Consider the following 21923-nt stretch of genomic DNA (forward strand, 5'->3'; position numbering starts at 1 on the left):
ATGACAATGACAATGACAACAGGTGAAGAGCAATTAAGAAAAGCGAAGTCAGCAAAACTGATTTTGTTATTTGCAATGGTGAGCATGACAATGATGTTTGCCGGACTTACAAGCGCATTTGTGGTAAGTAAATCCAGAGCCGACTGGTTGAAGAATTTTGAATTACCAACGGCATTTTATTATAGTACAGCAGTAATTATTGGTTGTAGCGTTACTTTTTATCTGGCAAAGAAAGCCATTCAAAAAGATAATAGAAGTGCAACTACAGCATTACTTTTGGGTACATTGGCATTAGGAGTTTTATTTGTGGTTTTACAGTTTGTAGGTTTTGGACAAATCGTAAAAAGCGGTTATTATTTTACTGGAGAAGGTAGCTCAATTACTACAACTTTTCTTTATGTAGTTACTGTAACACACCTATTACACTTGGCTGGAGGTTTGATTTCACTTTTAATTATAATTTATAATCATTTTAAACAAAAATACAATTCGACTCAAACTCTTGGTATAGAACTAGGTGCGATGTATTGGCACTTTTTGGATTTATTATGGGTATATTTATTTTTATTTTTATATTTCTTTAAATAAGAAAAAAACGTAAATTTGGGAACTTTTTAACGAATATCTTTTATGGAAGCGACAGTTACTACTGCAAACAACGAAAAAAATTGGGGAGGCGGGCATGAGATCCAGCCATTAGGAGCAAGTTATGGTAAAATGATGATGTGGTTTTTTATCGTATCAGATGCCTTGACGTTCTCAGGATTTTTAGCAGCATATGGTTTTTCTCGATTTAAATTTATCGAAACCTGGCCTTTGGCAGATGAAGTGTTTACTCACTTCCCATTTATGCACGGTGTTACGGCTCCAATGTATTATGTGGCCTTAATGACTTTTATTTTGATTTTCTCATCTGTAACAATGGTTTTGGCTGTTGATGCAGGTCACCAATTGAAAAAAACAAAAGTTGCGATCTATATGTTCTTAACTATTATTGGAGGTATTATCTTCGTGGGTTCTCAAGCCTGGGAATGGAAAAACTTCATTAAAGGAGAGTACGGAGCAGTAGAAACAGTAGGAGGAAGCTTATTGCAGTTTGTTGATAAAGATGGTAAAAGAGTAGCTCTTGCAGATTTTGCTGTAACATTGCCAAATCAACCGGAAGCACTTACAAGAGCGAAATCAACATGGTTTATGGAAAGTGCTGAAACAGTGCCAACATATTCTGTAGCGGATATTCAGGCTGGTTTTAAAGCACACCCTGAATTATTAATCAGAACAGAGCACCTTACAGCACAAAAGAAAAAAACAGTTTTGTCGAGAGCAGAATCTGAAGAGCGTTTAGCTACTGCAAAATATGTTGTAGAAGGAGCGAACTTAACAAGAAACGAATACGGAAGTAAATTATTTGCTGATTTCTTTTTCTTCATTACAGGATTCCACGGTTTCCACGTAATTTCTGGAATTATCATTAATATCATTATTTTCTTTAATGTATTATTAGGTACTTACGAAAAAAGAAGAAGCTACGAAATGGTAGAGAAAGTTGGTTTATACTGGCACTTTGTCGATTTAGTTTGGGTATTTGTATTTACAGTTTTCTACTTAGTTTAATTTTAGATTTTAATTATTATGTCACACGAACACGTATCAAATACAAAAAGAATCTGGTTTGTTTTTGGATTACTATCAGCAGTAACTACAGTAGAAGTTATCCTTGGTATTATTAAACCAGCATCATTAGAATTTACTCATTTTTTAGGTTTGAATTTGTTAAACTGGATATTTTATATCCTTACAATTTTCAAAGCATATTATATAGTATGGGCATTTATGCACATGGAAGGTGAAAAAAGCAGCCTTAGATGGTCAGTTGTTTCACCAGTTATTTTCCTAGTTTTATATTTATTGTTTATTCTGTTGACAGAAGGACATTATATTTATGGGGTTTTTAAAGATTCTACCATTAAATGGAATTTTTAACATGATATTAATTCGAAAAGAGTCCCGATAACATCGGGATTTTTTTATTTTTGTACCTCAATAACTTCCGGTAATAAAATGAAAAAAAATATAGTTCTCTTTGTTCTTTTTGTTTTGCCAATTGTAGCGTATTTGTTTTTTGCTTCAGGTGTAAACAGCTTTACTAAACTTCCAACAATAACTCCTAAAATTGCCGACTTTGGTAATTGGAAATCCCTTAAAGGAGAAAAAGTAACCTTAGATAATAAAATTACAATTCTTGGTTTTTCAGGAAATGAGATTTTAAAAAACAGAGGAAACTTTTTTAATTTAAACGAAAAAATTTATCAGCGTTACAACGGTTTCAAAGATTTGCAATTTGTAGTGGTTTGTCCTTTGGGGACAGAAAAAGATGCGGAGAAAATTGTAGAATCATTAGGAGCTTTTACAGACGTTTCAGGCTGGCATTTTGTTTTTGCTTCTCCTGAAGAGATTAAAGTGTATTATGATCAATTGCATCTGCAAGGAAAGTTAGATCAAAACCTTGGAACTTCGAATGTTTATATCGTAGATAAAGAACGAAATCTAAGAGGCCGAAAAGATAAAGAAGAATATAAGGAAGGGTATAATACTTTTCATCCTTCTGAGTTGAGCAATGAAATGCTTGACGATTTCAAAATTATTCTATATGAATATCGTGCAGCTCTAAAAAAGAATCACAACGCAACAAAAGAACTTTAATCTTTATATCATGTTTAAAAATAAATCATATATCGGAATTTCGTTTATTATTTTAATTTTCGGAATTTATGCCGTACCTAAAATTGTTGACAGAATATCAAATGGCGAAGTTGTAAAAGGCAATCGTTTAGATAACGTAGGATTAAAAAATTCTAAAGATGATGCGAAGTTGATCACAATTGGACCGGCACCTAAATTTGAATTAACAAATCAGGATAATAGTAAAGTTTCAAATGACACTTATAAAGGTAAAGTTTACGTTCTGGAGTTTTTCTTTACTACATGTCCTTCAATTTGTCCAAAGATGAATTTAAGCATGTTGGAGATCGAGAAAACTTTCTTTGGGAATCCAAACTTCGGAATCGTTTCGATCACTATAGATCCTAATCATGATACACCACAGGTTTTAAAAGATCATGCAAAATTATTAGGCGTAAAATCTTCGAACTGGAATTTTCTAACGGGCGATAAAGCTACTATTATGGACTTATCAAATAAAGGTTTTAATCTTTATGCCGGCGAGAATGAAAAAGTAAGCGGTGGTTTTGAACATTCAGGTTTATTTGCATTGATTGATAAAGATGGAAATATTCGTTGCAGAAAAGATGAATTTGGCAACCCAAATATCTATTACGACGGACTGGATAAAAAAGGAGTTAGAGATATTCAGGAAGATATTAAAATATTATTAGCAGAATAAAGATGGAAGATCATTCATTAGAAAAAAAGTATAGCAAACTTATTGTTGCGGTTTCAATTATTATTCCGGTTGTAGTGGCTATTTTGTTTGGAGTTAAATTGAAAGATTTTGGTGTCAATGTAGAGCCGCTTTCGTTTTTACCTCCTATTTATGCTACAACAAATGGTATAACAGCGATTGTTTTGGTTTGGGCAGTAATTGCTATTAAAAACGGAAAACAAAAGCTTCACGAGCGTTTAATGACTTTTGCTATTGCATTATCGGTTGCATTTTTAGTAATGTACGTGGCTTATCATATGACTGCTGATTCTACCAAGTTTGGTGGGGAAGGTGCAATACGATATGTTTATTTCTTTATTTTGGTAACACATATCTTATTGTCTATTGCAATTATACCATTGGTATTAATAACTTATGTAAGAGCTCTTGCAAAACGCTTTGACAGACACAGAAAAATAGCTAAAATAACATTTCCACTTTGGCTGTATGTTGCAATTACAGGTGTAGTGGTTTACTTAATGATTTCTCCTTATTATGTTTAAAATAGAAAATAGAATAAAGAATAAAGAAAATAGAGTAGAAGGCAAATTTAAGAGTTCTTTTTTATCGAAATGCCTCTATGTTCTATTCTCCATTTTCTTTTCTCTTAGTGCTAACGCTCAATGTGCGATGTGCCGCGCTGCACTTGCGGGAGATTCGAATACTAAAAAAGCTGAAGCTGTAAATAACGGAATCGTTTATTTGATGGTGATTCCTTACTTATTGGTTGTTGTAATTGGAGTTCTTGTTTATAGAATGTACAAATCGAAAGCAAAAAAAGCAGAATAAATTTTATTCTGCTTTTTTTATTTTTGTTCTATTTCAATCCATCAACAGAAACATTTACCGTTCCGTTTATTTTTATAAAAGCGATAATCGCCTGATTGGTCAGCTGGATTTTATCAAACTGAATGTCTTCCATTTTTCCATTTACGAAAACACCCGGCATTGGCGAATAGTTTTTAAGATAATTGGCCATGGTCTTTTTACCTTCTTCTAAATTGGGCTGAATCGAGTAACGACAGCTTTCTTCCATTTTTCTTAATATATAACCTTGACCCAACCAGCTCGCGGTTCTCATTAATTTGCTTTTGGTGTCTAAAACATAATCAAGGTTTTCAAAATAAATTTCTTTTGTCTGAGGGTTGTATTGCGGAACTCCATTTAAGTAAAGTGTTCCGTTTATTGATCCTAAAACATCAAGTGCAATAACCATTTTGCCGTTTTTGTGCCAGATCGAAACATTTTTTACGGTAATTTTTTTTCCGCCGGAACCAAATTCCTGACCTGCAAAATTTTTGGTCATGATCTTTGAAGCATCCATATAAGTAGAAATGGCTGCAATATTCGCTGAAATTTGATTTGGAATTTTTGTTACGGGTTTCAATACAATTTTACTGGCACTGTATCTCGACTCCGGTTGTTTTCCTACAATAGTTTCCATGTTGCACTTCATTCCCATATCTAGTAAAAACAAATCGTTCTTAAGTTTAGCATTGGTAGAATAGACTTCAATAGGAACAATTCTTAGCCAGCTCTCATAAGTATCACTCATCTGGAACGGCGTACAGATTTTTTCTAATGCTGTTAAAACATTTGGTTTAAAATCCATTGACTGTTCGATCGCTTCATCAATTTTCTTTTCAATTTTCGATTTAAAAATAGAAATCGCAGGATTTACTAAATAAGTAATAGGTATGCTTTTTCCAAATACCATCATAGTTGGGCTTTCGTTCCAGTCTAAAGATTTGAATTCGGTTTTTGTATTTAATTTCCAGTTCGTCAAAGCCACTTCGCTGGATAAAGTGATTACGCCATTTAAATTAAATTCTCTAACATCGTAAAGTTCTACTCCAAGTTTTTTTGTGCCTATTCTGTATTTGATGGTGGCTTTTAGAGGTAGAATTGTTTTTATTTTTTTGTTCGGGTTTGCAGGATCGTTCTGAATTTTTATGGGAGCCTGTTTCCAGATCTTCATTTCGATATCATCATCTTCGATATTGTTGTCTTCGTAAATTAAACCATTCAATAAAGTATTCGTTTGGTTTTGAATGTCGCTCAGTTTTACCGTGATGGGTAAGTTGATAAACGAAGGATTTGCATCGTAAACTAACGGACTTGCATCATCCGGTTCTGGTTTTAGTGTTTCTAACTTTTGAGTTGTCGAACAGCTGCTAACAACGGTAAGTACCGTAAACAAAGAAATAATTGAAAAAAACTTCATCTTTAAGATTTTTTTAAGTGATGCAAAATTAAGAAAACAATTATATTATCTTAAAAAAGTGTAACAATAGATATAGAATTGAGTCTTATTGTAATAGCTAAACGGAATTATTAACGTTTCATTATCATAAATTACTTAATAAAAATGTTATTATTGTTTTAAAATTTAACAATACCATGATCGAAATCAAAGATTTGCACAAGTCCTATAAAATGGGAAATTCAGAGTTACATGTGTTAAAAGGGATTAATTTTAATATCGAAGAAGGGGAATTAGTAGCGATTATGGGATCGTCAGGATCTGGAAAATCTACGCTATTAAATATTTTAGGAATTCTTGATGAAGCAGATTCGGGTAGTTATATTTTAGACAAGACTCCAATTAAAAATCTAAACGAAACGATAGCGTCCAGATATCGAAATAAATTTTTGGGGTTTGTATTTCAGTCATTCAATTTAATAAATTATAAAACAGCACTTGATAACGTGGCTATGCCTTTATACTATCAGGGTATAAAGCGAAAAGAACGTTACGAGATTGCAATGAAATATTTAGAGAAGGTAGGTTTAGGCTCGCATTCGCATCATTTGCCAAATGAGCTTTCAGGAGGTCAAAAACAGCGTGTTGCAATAGCCAGGGCATTGGCTTCAAACCCGAAAGTTTTATTGGCCGATGAGCCAACAGGAGCTTTGGATACTAAGACTTCTTATGAAGTTATGGAACTTATACAGGGGATTAACGATGAAGGAAAAACGATTTTAATCGTAACACACGAACCTGATATTGCTGCAATGTGCAAAAGAAATGTGGTCCTGAAAGACGGATTAATTATCGATGATAAAAAAGTAGAACAAGTTAGAGCGTCATCTTATGTTTAATATTGAACGTTGGCAGGAAATCTTTGAAGCAATCTCTAAAAACCGGTTAAGAACATTTCTTACCGGAGTTTCTGTAGCTTCAGGAATTTTTATTTTAGTGATCTTGCTTGGTGCAGGTAAGGGGCTTCAAAACGGAATTGAAAAACAATTTGAACGTGATGCTGCCGGGATAGTTGAAGTTTGGTCAGGAACGACAGCAAAAGAATATAAAGGATTAAATCCTGGAAGGCAAATTCAATTTAGAAACAGCGATTATTCACAATCGGTTCAGAAATTTGAAGATAAATTAGAGTTACGTGCTGCTACATATAATTTTTGGGGAGGTGCATTTACATATGGCAAAGAATCCGGAAGCTACCAATACAGAGGAGTTGATCCTGATTATGGGGCAGTAGAAAATTTGACCGTTGTTCAGGGCCGATTTATAAATAGTAATGACTTGGCAAACAATGAAAAGGTGGCCACTATTGGAATGAAAGTAAAAACAGATTTGTTTAAAGATAAAGATCCTTTAGGCAAAGAAATAGCTATTAATAATGTCAACTTTAAGGTAGTAGGTGTTTTTACAGATCCGGGAGGAGAAAGAGAAGAAGCTCGTGCATATTTACCTAAAACAACAGTACAGAGAGCTTATGGTGGAGGAGATAAAATAAGCAATATCTTTTTTACGCTAAAGAAAACGAATGATTATGATGAAGCATTAGCGCAATCAGAAAAATTTACTGAAGACCTAAAAGCTTTACTTAGAAGTAAAAATGTTGTAGCTCCCGATGATGATAGTGGTATAAATGCTTATAATTCTGTTAAGGATGCAAAACAATTTTACGATTTAAACCTTTACATCAGATTGTTTTTTTGGTGGGTAGGAATCTGTACAATTATTGCGGGAGTTGTAGGGGTGAGTAATATCATGCTTATCATCGTAAAAGAAAGAACGAAAGAAATAGGAATCAGAAAAGCGCTTGGTGCATCGCCCTTTTCAATTATTTCGATGATACTTCACGAATCTATTTTTATTACCACTATTGCTGGTTTCGTTGGTTTATTGGCTAGTTTATTATTGCTTGAAGTAGTTGGACCAATGGTACAAAGTGAATATTTTAGAAATCCTCAGGTTGATTTTAGTGTGGCTTTAACAACACTTGTTTTACTTGTTTTTGCTGGTGCTGTGGCAGGCTTTTTCCCAGCATACAGAGCGGCCAAAATTAGACCTATTGTAGCACTTAGAGACGAATAATTATGTTTAAGAAAGATAATTGGGATGAAATTTTACAGGCTTTAACAGCCAATGTTTTTAGAACGGTGCTAACTGCGTTTGGGGTATTTTGGGGTATATTTATTCTTGTAATATTACTGGCTGCGGGAAAAGGGTTAGAGAACGGTGTAAAAAAAGGTTTTGACGGAATTGCGACTAATACAATGTTTATGTGGAGTCAAACTACCTCAAAAGCCTATAAAGGCTTACCAAAAACCCGTCGTTACGATTTTAGAAATAGTGATGTTGCCGCCTTAAAATCTGCTTTGCCAGATTTATTATATGTATCACCAAGGAATCAGTTAGGCGATTTTAACGGATCAAATAATGTAGTTCGCGGTACAAAAACTGCAGCATTTACTATTTATGGCGATTATCCTGAGTTGATCAAACAACAGCCAATGGATATCATACAAGGGCGTTTTGTGAATCAGCAAGATATTTTGGAGAGGCGAAAAGTGGCTGTAATTGGAAAAGGTGTTATCACTGATTTGTACGGGAAAGAAGAGGAAGCAGTTGGAACATATGTAAAAATTAACGGAATCAACTTTATGGTAGTTGGTGTTTACAAATCGAAGCAACAGGGAGGAAATGCAGAGCAGGAGCAAAAAAATATATTTGTGCCTTTTACTACTTTTCAACAGGCATTTAATTATGGAGATAAAGTAGGGTGGATGGCTCTTACAGCCAGAGACGAAGTTTCTATTACGGATTTAAAACCCAAAATTTTAGAGCTAATTAAAGCGCTACATTCTGTAAATCCTGCAGATGACAGAGCAGTTGGAAATTTTGATTTGTATGAACAATTTAATAAAGTGCAAAGTTTGTTTAATATCTTACAGGTTATTGCTTATTTTGTGGGAAGTTTAGTTTTAATTTCGGGAGTAATTGGTATTTCTAATATTATGCTTATTGTAGTTAAAGAACGTACCAAAGAAATTGGAATTCGCAGGGCATTAGGCGCAACTCCGGCAGCAATTCGAGGTCAGATTTTAGCAGAATCTATATTTTTGACTATCATTTCAGGAATGTTGGGTATTGCGGTAGCAACCGGGATTATTGCCGTTCTAAATATGGTGCTCGATTCTATGCCGCCCGGAAATGATACTATGTTTGCAAATCCAAGCGTAGATTTAGGGGTTGTATTTGTCGCATTATTAATATTAGTAGGATCAGGTTTATTAGCGGGATTTATTCCAGCTCAAACCGCAATCAATGTAAAGCCTGTAGATGCTTTACGAACAGAATAAATTATCAATCAAAAATATAATCGATTAAACCAAAACAAAATGAAAAAAGGAGTAACCGTAACCATTTTAATCTTTATTGCTATAGTTTTCTTTGGCGCACTTTACTATTTGTATGCTAAAAATCAACAATCTCCAATTGTATTCAAAACGGAAAAAGCAGAGATTAAAACAATCGTAAAAAACACAATTGCAACCGGTAACATTCAGCCTGATGAAGAAGTTCTAATCAAACCCAACATTTCAGGTATTATAGAAGAAGTATATATCAAAGCGGGAGAGAAAATCAAAGCGGGAGATATGATTGCCAAAATTAGAGTAGTAGCTAATGTATCTAATGTTAGTAATACTCAAAATCAGGTTCAAACGGCTAAAATTGCTTTAGACAATCAGGAAAAAATCTATAAAAGACAAAAAACTTTGTTTGATAAAGATGTAATTTCTGCAAATGATTTTGATGCGGCTCAATTGGCGTATACGCAGGCAAAACAAAATTATCTGGCTGCAAAACAAAGCTTAGATATCGTAAAAACAGGAACAACTACATCATTAGGAAGTTATGCAAATACCCTAATTCGCTCAACGGTAACGGGAATGGTTTTAGCAGTTCCGGTAAAAGTAGGAAATCAGGTTATTGAAAGTAATAATTTTAATGAAGGAACTACAATTGCAAGTGTTGCAGATGTTGGAAGAATGATTTTTATTGGAAAAATTGACGAATCTGAAGTAGGTAAAATCAAAGAAAAAATGCCAATTGAAATTACAGTGGGAGCTATCGAAAACAAAAAATTTGAAGCTGCTTTAACAGATATTGCCCCAAAAGGAGTGGTAGAAAACGGAGCGATTCAGTTTGAAATAAAAGCCAAATTAGAAAATAGAGATGCCACTTTTATCAGAGCCGGTTTAAGTGCAAATGCTTCTATCATTTTAGAAAAAGCAGAAAAAGTTCTGGCTGTTAAAGAGTCCTTGGTTCAATTCGATAAAAAAACACAAAAGCCATATGTTGAAGTAGAAACTGCTCCTCAAAAATTTAAAAGACAAGATTTGGTTTTAGGCGTTAGCGACGGAATTTATGTTCAGGTGAAAAGCGGACTTAAAAATACGGATAAAATTAAAATATGGAATCAGGGTTTGATCAATGAAGGAGAGAAAAAATAATTTGAAAGTATAAAAGAGTTTTTGGTTTTAAAAAATGTTAAATTTGCGTAGCATCGTTTTACTGCGCTTTCATTCAAAATATATGAAAATAAATAAATATAATAGTCTTGCTTTTGCCATGCTTTTCGGGTTTGGTTTATCATCTCAGGCACAATCAAAACAATGGACATTAGAAGAATGTGTTCGTTATGCATTAGATAATAATATCACTATAAAATTATCCGAATTGGATGTAAAAAATGCAGCAATTGATAAAAAAGGTGCATTTGGTAATTATCTTCCATCAGTAAGCGGAGATGCTTCACATTCCTGGAACATAGGTCTTAACGTAAACCCTGTTACCAATATTGCTACCACTCAAACTACACAATATTCTTCAGTGGCAGTTAATGCAGGAGTTGATATCTATAAAGGGTTACAAAATCAAAATACATATCGAAGAGCTAAGCTTTCTATTATAGCATCAAAATATCAATTATTGAAAATGCAGGAAGATATTTCGTTGAATGTAGCCAATGCATTTTTGGAAATTCTTTTTAATAAAGAAAATTTAAAAGTAAAAAAAGAGCAATTATCGATTGATCAAAAACGTTTGGCACGTTCTCAGGAAATGGTAAATGCAGGTACAATTCCGCGTGGTGATTTATATGATTTAAAAGCTACTGAAGCAACAGATCAGCAAGCTATTATTGTTGCTGAAAACAGTTTGTTGATTTCTAAATTAAGTTTAGCGCAGCTTTTGCAATTAAAAGAATTTGCAGATTTTGATGTTGTAGACGATACAAATGCAAAAGATGAAAATAATATCCTGGCGCAGACTCCGGTTGATATTTATACCAAAGCCAAAGAAATAAGAACAGAGTTGAAATTGGCTCAAACGAATCTTGAAGTGGCAGAAAAAAATGTTGCTATTGCAAGAGGTGCTTATCAGCCAACACTTAGAGGTTTCTATCAATTTAGTACCAGAGCCAGTTATAGCGACAGAGTTATAGGTGTTGATGCTAATAATCAGCCGGTTTTAGCTGGTCCTCTGCCAATTTTTGATCAGTTTAGTGATAACAAAGGACATAATTTTGGTTTTCAATTGAGTGTTCCTATTTTTAATGGCTTCTCAGTTAAGAATAATGTTGAACGAAATAAAGTAAGTTTAGAGAAATCTAAAATAGATTTAGAGCAAAAAAGTTTAGATTTGCAACGTAACGTTTACACTGCTTTTACAGACGCAAAAGGAGCTTTAAATGCTTATGAATCATCAACGGTAACTTTAGAAGCAAGACAGCAGGCTTACAATTATGCAAAAGAAAAGTATGATGTTGGTTTGATGAATTCATTCGATTTTACACAGGCTCAGACATTGTTAACCAATGCTCAGTCAGACGTTATCAGAACAAAATACGATTACATGTTCAAAATAAAAATACTTGAATTCTACTTTGGAATTCCAATAGTTCCAATTATCACAAAATAATTTATTATGTCAAAAAAAACAATTTATTTCTTACTAGGTGGTGCAGTAGTCATTATCGCAGTTTTAATTGGTCTTTCGAAAGCAGGAGTAATAGGAAATAAAGATGAAGGAAAAGAAGTAGAGGTTTCAAAAGTAATAGCTTCAACCATTGTTGAAACGGTATCTGCAACTGGTAAAATTCAGCCCGAAATCGAAGTGAAACTTTCATCGATGGTTTCTGGTGAAATTATTGCACTTAACGTGAAAGAAGGACAAGTTGTAAAAAAAGGAGATTTGCTCGTTAAAATAAATCCTGATTTATATACCTCCGGATTAGATCGTTCTGTTGCCAATTTATCTGGAACTAAAGCAGGTTTAACGCAGTCTGAAGCAAGTTACAAAGAAGCAAAAGCAAGTTACGAACGTAACAAGACCTTATATGATAAAGGAGTAATTTCAAAATCAGATTGGGACAAAGCTATTTCGACTTATGAAGTAGCAAAAGCGACAAGACAAAATGCTTATTATAATGTTCAGAGTGCTTCAGCATCTGTTACAGAAGCTAGAGATAATTTAGGGCGTACCTTAATTTACGCTCCTGCTGCGGGAACAATTTCGGTTTTAAATGTCGAATTAGGAGAGCGTGTTTTGGGAACGCAGCAAATGGCGGGAACAGAACTTTTGAGAGTTGCAAACCTAAACAATATGGAAGTTGAAGTAGATGTAAACGAAAATGATATTGTAAAAGTAAAAATTGGTGACGAAGCAAACGTTGAAGTGGATGCTTATCTAAAAAAGAAATTCAAAGGTACGGTAACCAGTATTTCTAACTCTGCAAGTACAACACTAACATCAGATCAGGTAACGAATTTTAAAGTAAAAGTTCGTATCCTGAAAGAATCCTATCAGGATTTGTTAGAAGGGCAGCCAGATACTTATTCGCCTTTTAGACCAGGAATGACAGCGACTGTAGATATTATTACAAGAACCAAAAGTAATGTTTTGGCAGTGCCTATTAGTGCTGTAGTTGTAAAAGCAGACACTACAGCTGTAACAGCGGTTAAGATTGAAGAAACAAGTGACGATAAAAAAGCAGCTCCAAAAAGCGACAAAAAATTCGAATGTGTTTTTGTAAAAGTAGGAGATAAAGCTAAAATCAGAGTCATTAAAACAGGTATTCAGGACGATACAAATATCGAAGTAATGTCAGGATTAAAACCGGGTGATGTGGTAATTACCGGACCTTATACTACAGTTTCTAAAGAACTGAATTCTGGTGATAAAGTCAAGCTTAAGAAAGCTGATTTGCCTAAGAAATAAATAAAATCTCTTTAGAGATATTGTCAACCTGAACGAAGTCGAACAATTGGAAAGTAAAAAGAACTTCGACTTCTCTTAGTCTGAAATATTAATAATAACATTAAAATAATAACACATTGTCTTTTATCCTAAATATAGAAACGGCTACTAAAAATTGCTCAGTGTCCATTGCTAAAAATGGAGCAACAATTGTTTGTAAAGAAATTGCAGAAGAAGGCTATTCTCATGCCGAAAAACTGCATGTTTTTATAGAAGAAGTAATTGCCGAGGCTGGAATTTCGGTTCAGAATTTAGCAGCTGTTGCCGTAAGTCAGGGCCCTGGTTCATACACCGGTTTACGAATCGGAGTTTCGGCAGCAAAAGGATTGTGTTTTGCTTTAAATATTCCCCTTATTGCAGTTGATACGCTACTGACTTTAGCATCGCAAGCCAATGTTACTGACGGAAAAATTATTCCGATGCTTGATGCGAGAAGAATGGAAGTTTATAGTGAAGTTTTTAATGCCAGTTTAGAAGTAGAAAGAGCAATAGAAGCAGAAGTAATTACTGAAGATTCTTTTGCAGCATATACAGAAACGGTTTATTTTGTAGGTGATTGTGCCGAAAAATGCAAACCGGTTTTAACGAAAGAGAACTTCGTGTTTTTAGAAGAGATCAAATTTCCTTCGGCTGCTGCAATGAGTAAAATCAGTTACGATAAATATCAAAAAAGCGACACTGTAGATGTCGCTTATTTTGAACCGTATTATTTAAAAGATTTTATGATGGCACCTCCATCAAAAAAACAATAAACTATTTTATTTTTGAATTGTATAAGGCTGAACTGAAATTCCAGCTTCGTCTAAAGCCACTTTGCAATTCTCTAAAGTATCTGAAACCACCGATCCGTAATTGGCATTTGTCGCCCACGGACGTACTGCAAAATCTACAGAAGCGGCCGTTAAATTTTTTACGAAAACCTCCGGAGCGGGTTTTTTAAGTACTTTAGGATTTTTGGTCAAAACCTCCAAAAGAATGTCTTTTGCTTTTTTAATATCAGAATCATAAGAAATTGAAAAAGTCAGATCGGCTTTTCGTTCTCCCTGCATAGAATAATTGATAATAGTTCCGTTTGATAAAGAACCATTTGGCACAAAAACAACCTGATTGTTTCCGGTGATCATTTTGGTAACAAAAATCTGGATTTCAGAAACTGTTGCAATAACTCCCTGAGCTTCGATCGTATCGCCAACTTTAAATGGTTTGAATACGATAATTAGCATTCCTCCTGCAAAATTAGAAAGCGAACCCTGCAATGATAAACCTACTGCAAGTCCCATTGCTCCTAAAATGGCAACAAATGATGATGTCTCGATTCCTAGTTTTGAAATAAACGTAACAAACAATAAAATTCGAAGCGCCCATATCAAAATGTCCGAAAGAAATTTTGTTAATGTAGGATCTAAATTTCTTTGCACCATTATTTTTGTAATGATTCTGTTTATCAATCTGATGGCATAAATACCAACAAATAAAATAATAAAAGCCGAAACTAATTTAAGAGAATAATCAACTAATACGTCAGCATATTTAGTAACGTACTTGCTAACCTGGTCTGGATTGAGGTTCATATTTTTTCGAATAAAAAAACCTTCTCAAAAGAGAAGGCGAATTAATGCTGCAAATATAGCTATATTTCTTTTTATAAGAAAAAATGAGTTCCTATTCCTTAGGAGGAATCGTATCAATAATTTCGTCTGCTGCGGTTTCAGTTTTTTCAGTGGCATCTGCTGCAGTTTCTACCACTATAGTTTTGGTTGTGCCGGCAGTTTCACTTGTTTTTTCTTTTACAGAATCGATTACTTCACTCAGTGAATCCGAAGCTTTTTCGACATATTCGCTTACGATATCTTTTGCCTTGTTTGCATATTCAGCCGCACTTTCAAGAATGGGTTCTGAAGCTTCTTTTGCTTTTGCAATCGTTTCCTCTGCAAAAGTTTCTGCTTTGTCAATATAAGGAGCAGCAGCTTCTTTTGCTTGTTCAAACTTAACCTCGGCCTGATTGGCTAAATCTGTAGTTGAATCTTTGGCTGAGCCAAATAAATTCTTAAAAAATGAAGATAATCCCATAGTTTTATATTGATTGGTTTAGAATACAATATTAAACTTTTTTATCACATGAAAACGGAATAATTTATTGAAAATTAAGTAGATATGAATTCAATAAAAAAGCGCCCCATTTGAGGCGCTTTCTGTATTTTTATGAATAAATAATTAAGCATTCACAGCTTCCACTTTAATAGCTTCATCATTCAACATACTTTTTAGCATATTTTCGATTCCGCTTTTCAAAGTAAAAGTAGATGATGGACAACCACTGCAGGCACCTTGCAAAATTACTTTTACTGTTTTGTCTTCTTCATTATAAGAGTCAAAAGCAATATTTCCTCCGTCAGCCGCAACTGCTGGTTTCACATATTCTTCTAATATATTGATGATTTGTTGAGAAGTAACATCTAATTTGTCAAATGCTTCATCTTTTGTAACGTCATTTTTAGTAGCAACTTCAATTAAACTTTCATCTAAAACAGTTCCTCCATTCTCGATGTATTGTTTGATAAAAGTTCTTACTTCTAAAGTGATTTCATCCCAATCGTTGATATCGTATTTGGTTACCGAAATATAGTTCTCATCAATAAAAACCTCTTTTACATAAGGAAATTTGAATAGCTCTTTTGCTAATGGAGAAGAAGCAGTCTGATCGATGTTTTTATACTCGACCGCATTTTTGGTCAACATTCTGCTTACTACAAATTTTAAAGCAGCAGGATTAGGAGTTGTTTCTCCGTAAACCGTGATTGGTTGTTTTTTAGGAGCATTTTCATCCACTTTTATAATTATACCGCCTTTGTCTACAAACGACGCAATTTGTTCAGCAACAGCATCTTTTACGTCATCCCATTCTACAATACTGTATCTCTCGATCGCAATAAAGTTTCCTGAAATATAAACTGTTTTTACAAACGGAAGATAAAATAATTGTTGTGCTAATGGCGATGCTTGGGCTTCATCGATATTTTTAAATTCAAAATTTTGATTTTTTGTAATGAAATCTTCAAATTCGAACTTTAGTATAGTTGGATTTTGAGTTTCTTTTATGGTGATTTTTGTCATGAGTTGTAATTTTCCACAAATTTAGTAAAGTTATTTTCTACTAATACCTATATTTGATTTTTTAATAAAATAATTAAGACTCTTTTCAAATTAATCGTATTAAATTATGAGAGTCTAAAATTTATCCCAACAAAATTACCTTTATGAAATTTAGAATCAGGGTTTTATTTATTTTTTTAATCGTAACATCTTATTCTTATTCGCAAGAAGGAATACCTGTTTACTCCGATTATTTATCAGATAATTATTACTTGATTCACCCCTCAATGGCGGGAGCTGCTAATTGTGCCAAAATAAGATTAACGGCCAGAAAACAATGGTTTGGTCAGGAAGATGCACCGCAACTTCAAACCTTAACGTTTAATGGCAGAGTAGGAGAGCGTTCAGGAGCCGGAATTATTATTTTTAATGATGAAAATGGTTACCATTCTCAAAAAGGAGTAAAGCTTACTTATGCGCACCATATTATGTTTTCGAGAGATGAACTTGATCTAAACCAGCTTTCATTTGGTATTAGCGGAGGATTAATTCAGAGTCAGCTGGATGAAACTAAATTTGGAGGAACTTTTGATCCCATTGTTTTTGGTCAGATTCAAAAAGATTCTTATTTCAATGTTGATGTTGGTGCGTCTTATAATTATCTTGATTTTTATGCGCATGCAACAGTACAGGGATTGCTTGAAACCAGAAGAGAATTGTATACAGATTACGAAAGTGATAATGTTAGAAAGTTTCTATTGAGTGCCGGATATGTTTTTGGTAAAAGCAATAGTATTACGTGGGAACCATCGATTTTATTTCAATTATTTGATAAAACACAGCAAAAATCTATTGATTTGAACATGAAGGCGTACAAAAACATGGATTTTGGTAGCTTGTGGGCTGCATTATCGTATAGAAGAAGTTTTGATGGCGTACAATATAGCACTCCTAATAATGGAGTAGGTTCTCAAAAATTGCAATATATCACGCCTATAGTAGGTGTAAATTATAAAAACTTTATGTTTGCTTACACCTATTCTCAGGTTACCGGCGATGTGAAATTTGACACTGGGGGATACCATCAAATTACTTTGGGAATTAATTTATTTTGTAAAAAGGAACGTTACGATTGTAATTGTCCTGCTATTAATTAAAACATTATCATGCTTATTAAATCTGTAAACGGAAAAACACCTTCGATCCCTGAAGATTGTTATGTTGCTGAAAATGCTACAATTGTTGGCGATGTTGTTTTTGGAGATTCCTGCAGCGTTTGGTTTAATGCTGTAATTCGCGGCGATGTAAATTTTATTTCGATCGGGAATAAGGTAAACATTCAGGATGGAGCCATTATACATTGTACGTACCAAAAACACCCTACTATTATAGGAAACAATGTTTCGATAGGACATAATGCGATCGTGCACGGATGTACGATTCATGACAATGTTTTGATAGGAATGGGCGCCATCGTAATGGATAATTGTGTTGTAGAAAGCAACTCGATTATTGCTGCCGGTGCTGTTGTAACGCAAAATACTCTTGTACCTTCTGGAACTATCTATGCAGGTGTTCCTGCAAAAAAGGTAAAGGATATTGATCAATCTGACTTTGCAGGCGAAATTGAACGTATTTCGAACAATTATGTCATGTATTCAGGTTGGTTTAAAAACGAAGAATAAGAATTCTTAAATTCCAAAAAATTCAAACACCAAATTCCAATACAGGTGCGTATAAAATAAAAAATTCCAAATTCCAATAGTGTTTTAAGACATTGGAATTTGGAATTTTTTATTTTTAGAATTTAAAGGAACTAAAGGTTGATTCTTTCGAAAAAAGCATTTTTATAACTTTCGCTTATCGGGATTCGTTTATCGCTAATCAAAACTTTATTTTTCTGAATCGATTTTACATGTTTTATATTAATGATATACGACCTGTGAATTCGGGAAAATCCTTTGCTTGAAAGTAAGTTTTCGAGCTTTATTAGACTGATTAAAGTCAGCGTGAATTTATTATCTGTCGTGTATATTTTGACGTAATCTTTTAAACCTTCGATAAATAAAATATCCGAAAAATTCATTTTTACGTTTTCATATTCTGCCCTTACAAACATAAAATCCTGTTCTAATTCTGGAGCAGTGGTGTTTTCAGAAATGGCCTGAATAGCTGTTGAGGGGTTTAAAACCTGCTGCGCACGTACAACCGATTTTAAAAAACGATGAAACGGAATAGGTTTTACTAAATAATCTACAGCGCCCAGATTAAAACCTTCTACAGCATAATCAGAAAAAGCAGTTGTAAAAATGACTAAAGGTTTTTTTTCGATTGTATTTAAAAAATCAATTCCGGAAAAATGTGGCATCTGAATGTCCAAAAAAATCAAATCAACATTGTTTTGGTTGATAAATGAAACGGCATCGATAGCATTATTAAAGGTACTAATGAGTTCGAGCGAATCTACCTTTCGAACAAAATCTTCTAATAATTCAACCGCTAAAGGTTCATCGTCTATAATTACACATTTCATTTGTTGAAGTTTTAGATTTAAAGATTTTATTTGGTGCTCAAAAGTAGTTTTAAACCAGTAAATTAAGTTTTAAAATTATCATAAAATACGGATTATGACTGATTATCCTTTTACAATAATTGTTTTGCTTAAAGTGTAACCATCTGTTAGATTACCTGTTAAGGTAGCTAATTCATCAGCCAGACTATCAGAGAAGACATTATCTTTTGTGTTCGAAGTATCGGCTTGACCGTGAGCGGAATAGTTAGTACTCGAATATACGGTACTCGAAACAGTTTCGGGAAAGGCAATTTGTGTGACCAATAACGATGAGCCGCTGGTGCTTAAAACTTCAACATGTATGTGTGGTGCTCTGCCCTGATACCAGCCAGGGAAAATTGAAAGAAACGAAACTTCTCCTTTTGAATTTGTGGTTTGTCTTCCTCTTAAAAAATGAACCGAAGTATAGTCGGTCTGTTGCATCGAAGTTCCGCCGTATTCTGAATAATTACCATCTTTGTCGCAATGCCATACATCGACCAAAACACCGGCCAATGGCGAGCAATTATTATTTTTATTTTCGATAACTAAATTAATTAGCAAAGCAACTCCAACGCGGTCAGATTTTATGTTTTCTAAAACTAGCTGACTTGGTGTTTTAATAGGGAACGGACCTTTGGTTTCTGATGGAGAAACAGAACAGCTTCCATCTGCAGAAGTGTCTGAACCGGAATTATCATTGTCACTTTTAGAACATGATTCTAATAATTTAGAAGCTGTGGCCAGTGAAGCAATTCCTAAAATACCATTTCGAATGAATTTTTTTCTGTCCATAATCCTTTATGTTTAATTTATTGCGGTTTGAATTTTATCTAATTTTAAATTCAGATGCACACGATAATATTGATTGTCCTGAGTAATGTTGAGTTCGTGTGCGTTTGGATAAAGCAAATCCAGTCGGTTTTGAATGTTTACCAATCCAATTCCTGAATTTTCAGGATCTTTAATATAGTTTTCGATGGTATTTTCGATCCAGAAATCAAGGCTGTTTTCAAGAATAAAGATTTTAATTTTTACATGTGCTGCACCTTTATAATCGGTTCCGTATTTAAACGCATTTTCAACAAACGAAATAAGCAATAAAGGTTCGATAAACTTGTTCCTAGTATCGCCATGTACATTGATCACAATGTCTTCGATATTGTTAAGCCTTAGTTTTTGTAACTCGATATAATTCTGGATGTAATTGACTTCTTTTTCTAAAGCCACCGTTTTGTTATCTGTTTCATACAGCATATAGCGCATGAGTTCTGATAATGTTACGATGGCATCAGGGACCAAATCAGATTTCTTGTGTGCCAGGGAATAAATACTATTTAAGGAATTGAATAAGAAATGCGGATTGGTTTGTTTACGCAAATAAATCAATTCAGTATTTGTTCTGTGCGTTTCGGCAATTAACTTGTTTTGCTGATTGTTATAAAATTCTGTAAGCGTTCTAATAATTGCGCTTATGGTAATAATTAAGATATAAAAAAATGAAGGTCCAATTTTGAAAAATAAAGGCTGTCTTGTTGCTAACACCGCAGCTCTTACTCTTCGGCCTTTATACATTAATTTAAAATCTTCTGGCGGTATGGTGTGCATAATATTGCTGGGCTTTAATTGTCTTACCTGCGAAAAGTCAGGAATAAAATAATTAATCCTTATAATCATAAATAATAAAATAAGAGCAAATACAAATACAAAATACAGCCAGTATTTTTTTTCTAAAAGCAATACGGGAACTAAATAAAAGTAATTGAGATAGAACAGGATAATTCCTGTAGCCCATTGTACATAAAAATCATTGTTGATCCTGAACGGGCTTTCGTAAAACTGAATTAATGAAGTCAGAATGAAGAAAATCCATATGATGCAATGAAATAAAATTTTATTTGAACTCGTATTTCTGATAGTGTCTATTGTCATTTATAATTTAATTTTTAATAAAATTAAATCATTTTTGGTTACGGTTGGTGATATGTTATGATTGAGTTTCTCTGCTACTAAATGAGCTACCTTTAAGGCGTCACTTTCAGTAGTAAAACTTTTAGTGTCGCTTATTACCGGAATTATAGATTGCCTGATTATAATTTTATTTTTAAAAGCAATGGAATAACCCCAACCTGACGTAGTTCTAAAGGATTCCGTTTTAAATTTTTCATTTTTTACACAAGCTGTAAATAGTAAAACCGGTAAAAGCAACATTAAATTTTTCCGGATTTTATACCAGAAGAATTGTTTTTTTATGTTAATTATCATTGTCGTTTTGTTCCTCTAAAGGTTTAAACTCCCATGCATCATCAAAATAGGTTGAACCTACTCTTCCAAGCATATAAAAACCACGATTGTTAATAGCGAAACCAACCGCATCTGTTCTGCTGGCTCCTTCCATTGGCGTTCTTTCTGCCCATAAATCTGTTGAAGGATTGTATTCCCAGGTTGTTTTTACATTTTCTCCACCCACAAGGTATCCTAATCCATTCATGGTGAAACTAGAAGCATTAGAACGAACAATTGCATATTCATCATTATAAGTGTAGTCATCATCAGTGTTTTTACTGATGTCGCGTTTTCTGGTCCATACTTCTGTGGCAGGATCAAATTCCCAAAAATCTTCCTGATAAACGGCGTTGTTGCTTCCTGTAACTAAGTAAGCTTTATCTGCAATTACAAAAACCGTAGCATTACGTCTTTTATTACCTCCAAATCCATTTACGAGTGTCCATGTATTGGTCTGGTCGCTGTATTGGTAGAAATCTTTAAGGTAATTTCCATCATAACCAGTTCCAAAATAAGCTTTTCCGCCAGCCTGAAAACCTACTGCAGCGTAACGTCCTGTTCCTGCAAAATCAGCTTTTTGAGTCCAGCTATTACTTGTTGGATCATATTGATAAAAATCTTTTAATTTATTGGTTCCGTCATAGCCAAGACCAACATATCCTTTATTATTAAGCATAAAACTAGAAGCAGAACTTCTGCCAATTCCTGTAAAATCAGCTTTTTGTTCCCAATAATCTCCAGTAGAATTATACGCCCATAAATCTTTTAAATAAACGTCACCAGTATAACCTGTTGCTACATAAGCATAATCTCCAATAACAAAACTGGTAGCACTGGATCTTGCAGGACCATCAAATGCCGATTTTTTTGTCCAGTTTCCCATTAAATCATCGTCGTCATTGTCGTTGCTGCAGCCTATAAAAAACAGACCCGAAAACAATGTTGCGAATAATATTCCTTTTTTTAAATTATTCATAGTGTAT

General features: G+C 33.8%; 25 protein-coding genes. 16 read left to right on the plus strand and 9 right to left on the minus strand.

The window, feature by feature from the left end:
* The 7 genes from ACIDC4_RS21140 (at nt 1) to ACIDC4_RS21170 (ending at nt 4231) form a co-directional block, all read left to right on the plus strand.
* The gene (locus tag ACIDC4_RS21140) at nt 1-588 is read left to right on the plus strand and encodes a cytochrome c oxidase subunit 3 (protein WP_412044695.1); all 588 of its coding nucleotides are present in this window, start codon (nt 1-3) and stop codon (nt 586-588) included.
* Between the two features lie 42 nt (nt 589-630).
* Entirely contained in the window at nt 631-1614 is a 984-nt protein-coding gene (locus ACIDC4_RS21145) for a cytochrome c oxidase subunit 3 (RefSeq protein WP_412044615.1), read from the plus strand.
* Nucleotides 1615-1632: 18 nt separating this feature from the next.
* Nucleotides 1633-1983 (plus strand): cytochrome C oxidase subunit IV family protein, encoded by a 351-nt coding sequence (locus ACIDC4_RS21150; protein ID WP_065452042.1) that lies wholly within the window; start codon nt 1633-1635, stop codon nt 1981-1983.
* A 78-nt stretch (nt 1984-2061) separates the two neighbouring features.
* On the plus strand, nt 2062-2703 hold the full coding sequence (locus tag ACIDC4_RS21155) for a hypothetical protein (RefSeq protein ID WP_121317159.1): 642 nt from the start codon (nt 2062-2064) through the stop codon (nt 2701-2703).
* A 10-nt stretch (nt 2704-2713) separates the two neighbouring features.
* Entirely contained in the window at nt 2714-3403 is a 690-nt protein-coding gene (locus ACIDC4_RS21160; RefSeq protein WP_412044616.1) for an SCO family protein, read from the plus strand.
* A 2-nt stretch (nt 3404-3405) separates the two neighbouring features.
* Nucleotides 3406-3945 carry a DUF420 domain-containing protein gene (locus ACIDC4_RS21165; protein ID WP_230035199.1) on the plus strand — a complete coding sequence of 180 codons (540 nt, stop codon included), beginning with the start codon at nt 3406-3408 and terminating at the stop codon, nt 3943-3945.
* Nucleotides 3938-4231 carry a hypothetical protein gene (locus ACIDC4_RS21170; protein ID WP_230035200.1) on the plus strand — a complete coding sequence of 98 codons (294 nt, stop codon included), beginning with the start codon at nt 3938-3940 and terminating at the stop codon, nt 4229-4231. The genes ACIDC4_RS21165 and ACIDC4_RS21170 overlap by 8 nt, the downstream gene beginning before the upstream one ends.
* Nucleotides 4232-4259: 28 nt before the next feature.
* On the opposite strand, the gene ACIDC4_RS21175 is transcribed toward ACIDC4_RS21170, so the two are convergent.
* Nucleotides 4260-5666 carry a DUF4403 family protein gene (locus ACIDC4_RS21175; RefSeq protein ID WP_412044617.1) on the minus strand — a complete coding sequence of 469 codons (1407 nt, stop codon included), beginning with the start codon at nt 5664-5666 and terminating at the stop codon, nt 4260-4262.
* 176 nt (nt 5667-5842) lie between these two features.
* Here ACIDC4_RS21175 and ACIDC4_RS21180 point away from each other — a divergent pair, with 176 nt between their 5' ends.
* The 7 genes from ACIDC4_RS21180 to tsaB all read left to right on the plus strand — a co-directional run bounded on the left by ACIDC4_RS21180 (nt 5843) and on the right by tsaB (nt 13762).
* On the plus strand, nt 5843-6544 hold the full coding sequence (locus ACIDC4_RS21180; RefSeq protein ID WP_194618052.1) for an ABC transporter ATP-binding protein: 702 nt from the start codon (nt 5843-5845) through the stop codon (nt 6542-6544).
* Nucleotides 6537-7781, plus strand: a complete 1245-nt coding sequence (locus ACIDC4_RS21185; RefSeq protein WP_412044618.1) for an ABC transporter permease — start codon at nt 6537-6539, stop codon at nt 7779-7781. Before ACIDC4_RS21180 ends, ACIDC4_RS21185 begins: the two co-directional genes overlap by 8 nt.
* A 2-nt stretch (nt 7782-7783) precedes the next feature.
* A complete protein-coding gene (locus ACIDC4_RS21190) occupies nt 7784-9049 on the plus strand; it encodes an ABC transporter permease (protein WP_412044619.1) in 1266 nt (421 codons plus the stop codon).
* Between the two features lie 39 nt (nt 9050-9088).
* Nucleotides 9089-10204, plus strand: a complete 1116-nt coding sequence (locus tag ACIDC4_RS21195; protein ID WP_412044620.1) for an efflux RND transporter periplasmic adaptor subunit — start codon at nt 9089-9091, stop codon at nt 10202-10204.
* Nucleotides 10205-10286: 82 nt separating this feature from the next.
* A complete protein-coding gene (locus ACIDC4_RS21200) occupies nt 10287-11672 on the plus strand; it encodes a TolC family protein (protein ID WP_412044621.1) in 1386 nt (461 codons plus the stop codon).
* A 6-nt stretch (nt 11673-11678) separates the two neighbouring features.
* Nucleotides 11679-12971 carry an efflux RND transporter periplasmic adaptor subunit gene (locus ACIDC4_RS21205; RefSeq protein WP_412044622.1) on the plus strand — a complete coding sequence of 431 codons (1293 nt, stop codon included), beginning with the start codon at nt 11679-11681 and terminating at the stop codon, nt 12969-12971.
* Nucleotides 12972-13087: 116 nt separating this feature from the next.
* Entirely contained in the window at nt 13088-13762 is a 675-nt protein-coding gene (gene tsaB / locus ACIDC4_RS21210; RefSeq protein WP_412044623.1) for a tRNA (adenosine(37)-N6)-threonylcarbamoyltransferase complex dimerization subunit type 1 TsaB, read from the plus strand.
* Between the two features lie 6 nt (nt 13763-13768).
* Here the strand turns inward: tsaB and ACIDC4_RS21215 are convergent, their stop codons facing one another.
* The 3 genes from ACIDC4_RS21215 to ACIDC4_RS21225 all read right to left on the minus strand — a co-directional run bounded on the left by ACIDC4_RS21215 (nt 13769) and on the right by ACIDC4_RS21225 (nt 16124).
* Nucleotides 13769-14581, minus strand: a complete 813-nt coding sequence (locus ACIDC4_RS21215; protein WP_412044624.1) for a mechanosensitive ion channel family protein — start codon at nt 14579-14581, stop codon at nt 13769-13771.
* Nucleotides 14582-14672: 91 nt separating this feature from the next.
* Nucleotides 14673-15080, minus strand: a complete 408-nt coding sequence (locus ACIDC4_RS21220; protein ID WP_412044625.1) for a YtxH domain-containing protein — start codon at nt 15078-15080, stop codon at nt 14673-14675.
* Nucleotides 15081-15224: 144 nt separating this feature from the next.
* Complete coding sequence (locus ACIDC4_RS21225) at nt 15225-16124, minus strand: NifU family protein (RefSeq protein ID WP_065452057.1); 900 nt, start codon at nt 16122-16124, stop codon at nt 15225-15227.
* Nucleotides 16125-16267: 143 nt separating this feature from the next.
* Between ACIDC4_RS21225 and ACIDC4_RS21230 the strand changes: the two genes are divergently transcribed.
* Both ACIDC4_RS21230 and ACIDC4_RS21235 read left to right on the plus strand, forming a co-directional pair.
* Entirely contained in the window at nt 16268-17260 is a 993-nt protein-coding gene (locus ACIDC4_RS21230) for a PorP/SprF family type IX secretion system membrane protein (protein WP_412044626.1), read from the plus strand.
* A 9-nt stretch (nt 17261-17269) separates the two neighbouring features.
* Nucleotides 17270-17788: a gamma carbonic anhydrase family protein gene (locus ACIDC4_RS21235; RefSeq protein WP_412044627.1), complete on the plus strand. Its 519-nt coding sequence runs from the start codon at nt 17270-17272 to the stop codon at nt 17786-17788.
* A gap of 131 nt (nt 17789-17919) precedes the next feature.
* On the opposite strand, the gene ACIDC4_RS21240 is transcribed toward ACIDC4_RS21235, so the two are convergent.
* The 5 genes from ACIDC4_RS21240 to ACIDC4_RS21260 all read right to left on the minus strand — a co-directional run bounded on the left by ACIDC4_RS21240 (nt 17920) and on the right by ACIDC4_RS21260 (nt 21916).
* Nucleotides 17920-18636, minus strand: coding sequence for a LytR/AlgR family response regulator transcription factor (locus tag ACIDC4_RS21240; RefSeq protein WP_173972201.1), 717 nt, complete (start codon nt 18634-18636; stop codon nt 17920-17922).
* A 102-nt stretch (nt 18637-18738) separates the two neighbouring features.
* On the minus strand, nt 18739-19449 hold the full coding sequence (locus tag ACIDC4_RS21245) for a dioxygenase family protein (RefSeq protein ID WP_412044628.1): 711 nt from the start codon (nt 19447-19449) through the stop codon (nt 18739-18741).
* A gap of 12 nt (nt 19450-19461) precedes the next feature.
* Nucleotides 19462-20586, minus strand: coding sequence for a sensor histidine kinase (locus ACIDC4_RS21250; RefSeq protein WP_412044629.1), 1125 nt, complete (start codon nt 20584-20586; stop codon nt 19462-19464).
* Entirely contained in the window at nt 20587-20919 is a 333-nt protein-coding gene (locus tag ACIDC4_RS21255; protein ID WP_412044630.1) for a DUF4907 domain-containing protein, read from the minus strand.
* Complete coding sequence (locus tag ACIDC4_RS21260; RefSeq protein ID WP_412044631.1) at nt 20909-21916, minus strand: Kelch repeat-containing protein; 1008 nt, start codon at nt 21914-21916, stop codon at nt 20909-20911. The genes ACIDC4_RS21255 and ACIDC4_RS21260 overlap by 11 nt, the downstream gene beginning before the upstream one ends.
* Nucleotides 21917-21923 lie beyond the last annotated feature (7 nt).

The organism is Flavobacterium sp. C3NV (assembly GCF_046825355.2).
Classification (GTDB): domain Bacteria; phylum Bacteroidota; class Bacteroidia; order Flavobacteriales; family Flavobacteriaceae; genus Flavobacterium.

What these genes read in the sequence shown, in the direction of transcription:
- ACIDC4_RS21165 (WP_230035199.1), top strand. Translation starts at nt 3,406, where the DNA reads ATGGAAGATCATTCATTAGAAAAAAAGTATAGCAAACTTATTGTTGCG.
- ACIDC4_RS21185 (WP_412044618.1), top strand. Translation starts at nt 6,537, where the DNA reads ATGTTTAATATTGAACGTTGGCAGGAAATCTTTGAAGCAATCTCTAAA.
- ACIDC4_RS21190 (WP_412044619.1), top strand. Translation starts at nt 7,784, where the DNA reads ATGTTTAAGAAAGATAATTGGGATGAAATTTTACAGGCTTTAACAGCC.
- ACIDC4_RS21170 (WP_230035200.1), top strand. Translation starts at nt 3,938, where the DNA reads ATGTTTAAAATAGAAAATAGAATAAAGAATAAAGAAAATAGAGTAGAA.
- ACIDC4_RS21260 (WP_412044631.1), bottom strand. Translation starts at nt 21,916, where the DNA reads ATGAATAATTTAAAAAAAGGAATATTATTCGCAACATTGTTTTCGGGT.
- ACIDC4_RS21150 (WP_065452042.1), top strand. Translation starts at nt 1,633, where the DNA reads ATGTCACACGAACACGTATCAAATACAAAAAGAATCTGGTTTGTTTTT.
- ACIDC4_RS21235 (WP_412044627.1), top strand. Translation starts at nt 17,270, where the DNA reads ATGCTTATTAAATCTGTAAACGGAAAAACACCTTCGATCCCTGAAGAT.
- ACIDC4_RS21145 (WP_412044615.1), top strand. Translation starts at nt 631, where the DNA reads ATGGAAGCGACAGTTACTACTGCAAACAACGAAAAAAATTGGGGAGGC.
- ACIDC4_RS21230 (WP_412044626.1), top strand. Translation starts at nt 16,268, where the DNA reads ATGAAATTTAGAATCAGGGTTTTATTTATTTTTTTAATCGTAACATCT.
- ACIDC4_RS21200 (WP_412044621.1), top strand. Translation starts at nt 10,287, where the DNA reads ATGAAAATAAATAAATATAATAGTCTTGCTTTTGCCATGCTTTTCGGG.
- ACIDC4_RS21155 (WP_121317159.1), top strand. Translation starts at nt 2,062, where the DNA reads ATGAAAAAAAATATAGTTCTCTTTGTTCTTTTTGTTTTGCCAATTGTA.
- ACIDC4_RS21245 (WP_412044628.1), bottom strand. Translation starts at nt 19,449, where the DNA reads ATGGACAGAAAAAAATTCATTCGAAATGGTATTTTAGGAATTGCTTCA.
- ACIDC4_RS21250 (WP_412044629.1), bottom strand. Translation starts at nt 20,586, where the DNA reads ATGACAATAGACACTATCAGAAATACGAGTTCAAATAAAATTTTATTT.
- ACIDC4_RS21240 (WP_173972201.1), bottom strand. Translation starts at nt 18,636, where the DNA reads ATGAAATGTGTAATTATAGACGATGAACCTTTAGCGGTTGAATTATTA.
- ACIDC4_RS21180 (WP_194618052.1), top strand. Translation starts at nt 5,843, where the DNA reads ATGATCGAAATCAAAGATTTGCACAAGTCCTATAAAATGGGAAATTCA.
- ACIDC4_RS21195 (WP_412044620.1), top strand. Translation starts at nt 9,089, where the DNA reads ATGAAAAAAGGAGTAACCGTAACCATTTTAATCTTTATTGCTATAGTT.
- ACIDC4_RS21220 (WP_412044625.1), bottom strand. Translation starts at nt 15,080, where the DNA reads ATGGGATTATCTTCATTTTTTAAGAATTTATTTGGCTCAGCCAAAGAT.
- ACIDC4_RS21255 (WP_412044630.1), bottom strand. Translation starts at nt 20,919, where the DNA reads ATGATAATTAACATAAAAAAACAATTCTTCTGGTATAAAATCCGGAAA.
- ACIDC4_RS21205 (WP_412044622.1), top strand. Translation starts at nt 11,679, where the DNA reads ATGTCAAAAAAAACAATTTATTTCTTACTAGGTGGTGCAGTAGTCATT.
- ACIDC4_RS21215 (WP_412044624.1), bottom strand. Translation starts at nt 14,581, where the DNA reads ATGAACCTCAATCCAGACCAGGTTAGCAAGTACGTTACTAAATATGCT.
- ACIDC4_RS21140 (WP_412044695.1), top strand. Translation starts at nt 1, where the DNA reads ATGACAATGACAATGACAACAGGTGAAGAGCAATTAAGAAAAGCGAAG.
- ACIDC4_RS21175 (WP_412044617.1), bottom strand. Translation starts at nt 5,666, where the DNA reads ATGAAGTTTTTTTCAATTATTTCTTTGTTTACGGTACTTACCGTTGTT.
- ACIDC4_RS21225 (WP_065452057.1), bottom strand. Translation starts at nt 16,124, where the DNA reads ATGACAAAAATCACCATAAAAGAAACTCAAAATCCAACTATACTAAAG.
- ACIDC4_RS21160 (WP_412044616.1), top strand. Translation starts at nt 2,714, where the DNA reads ATGTTTAAAAATAAATCATATATCGGAATTTCGTTTATTATTTTAATT.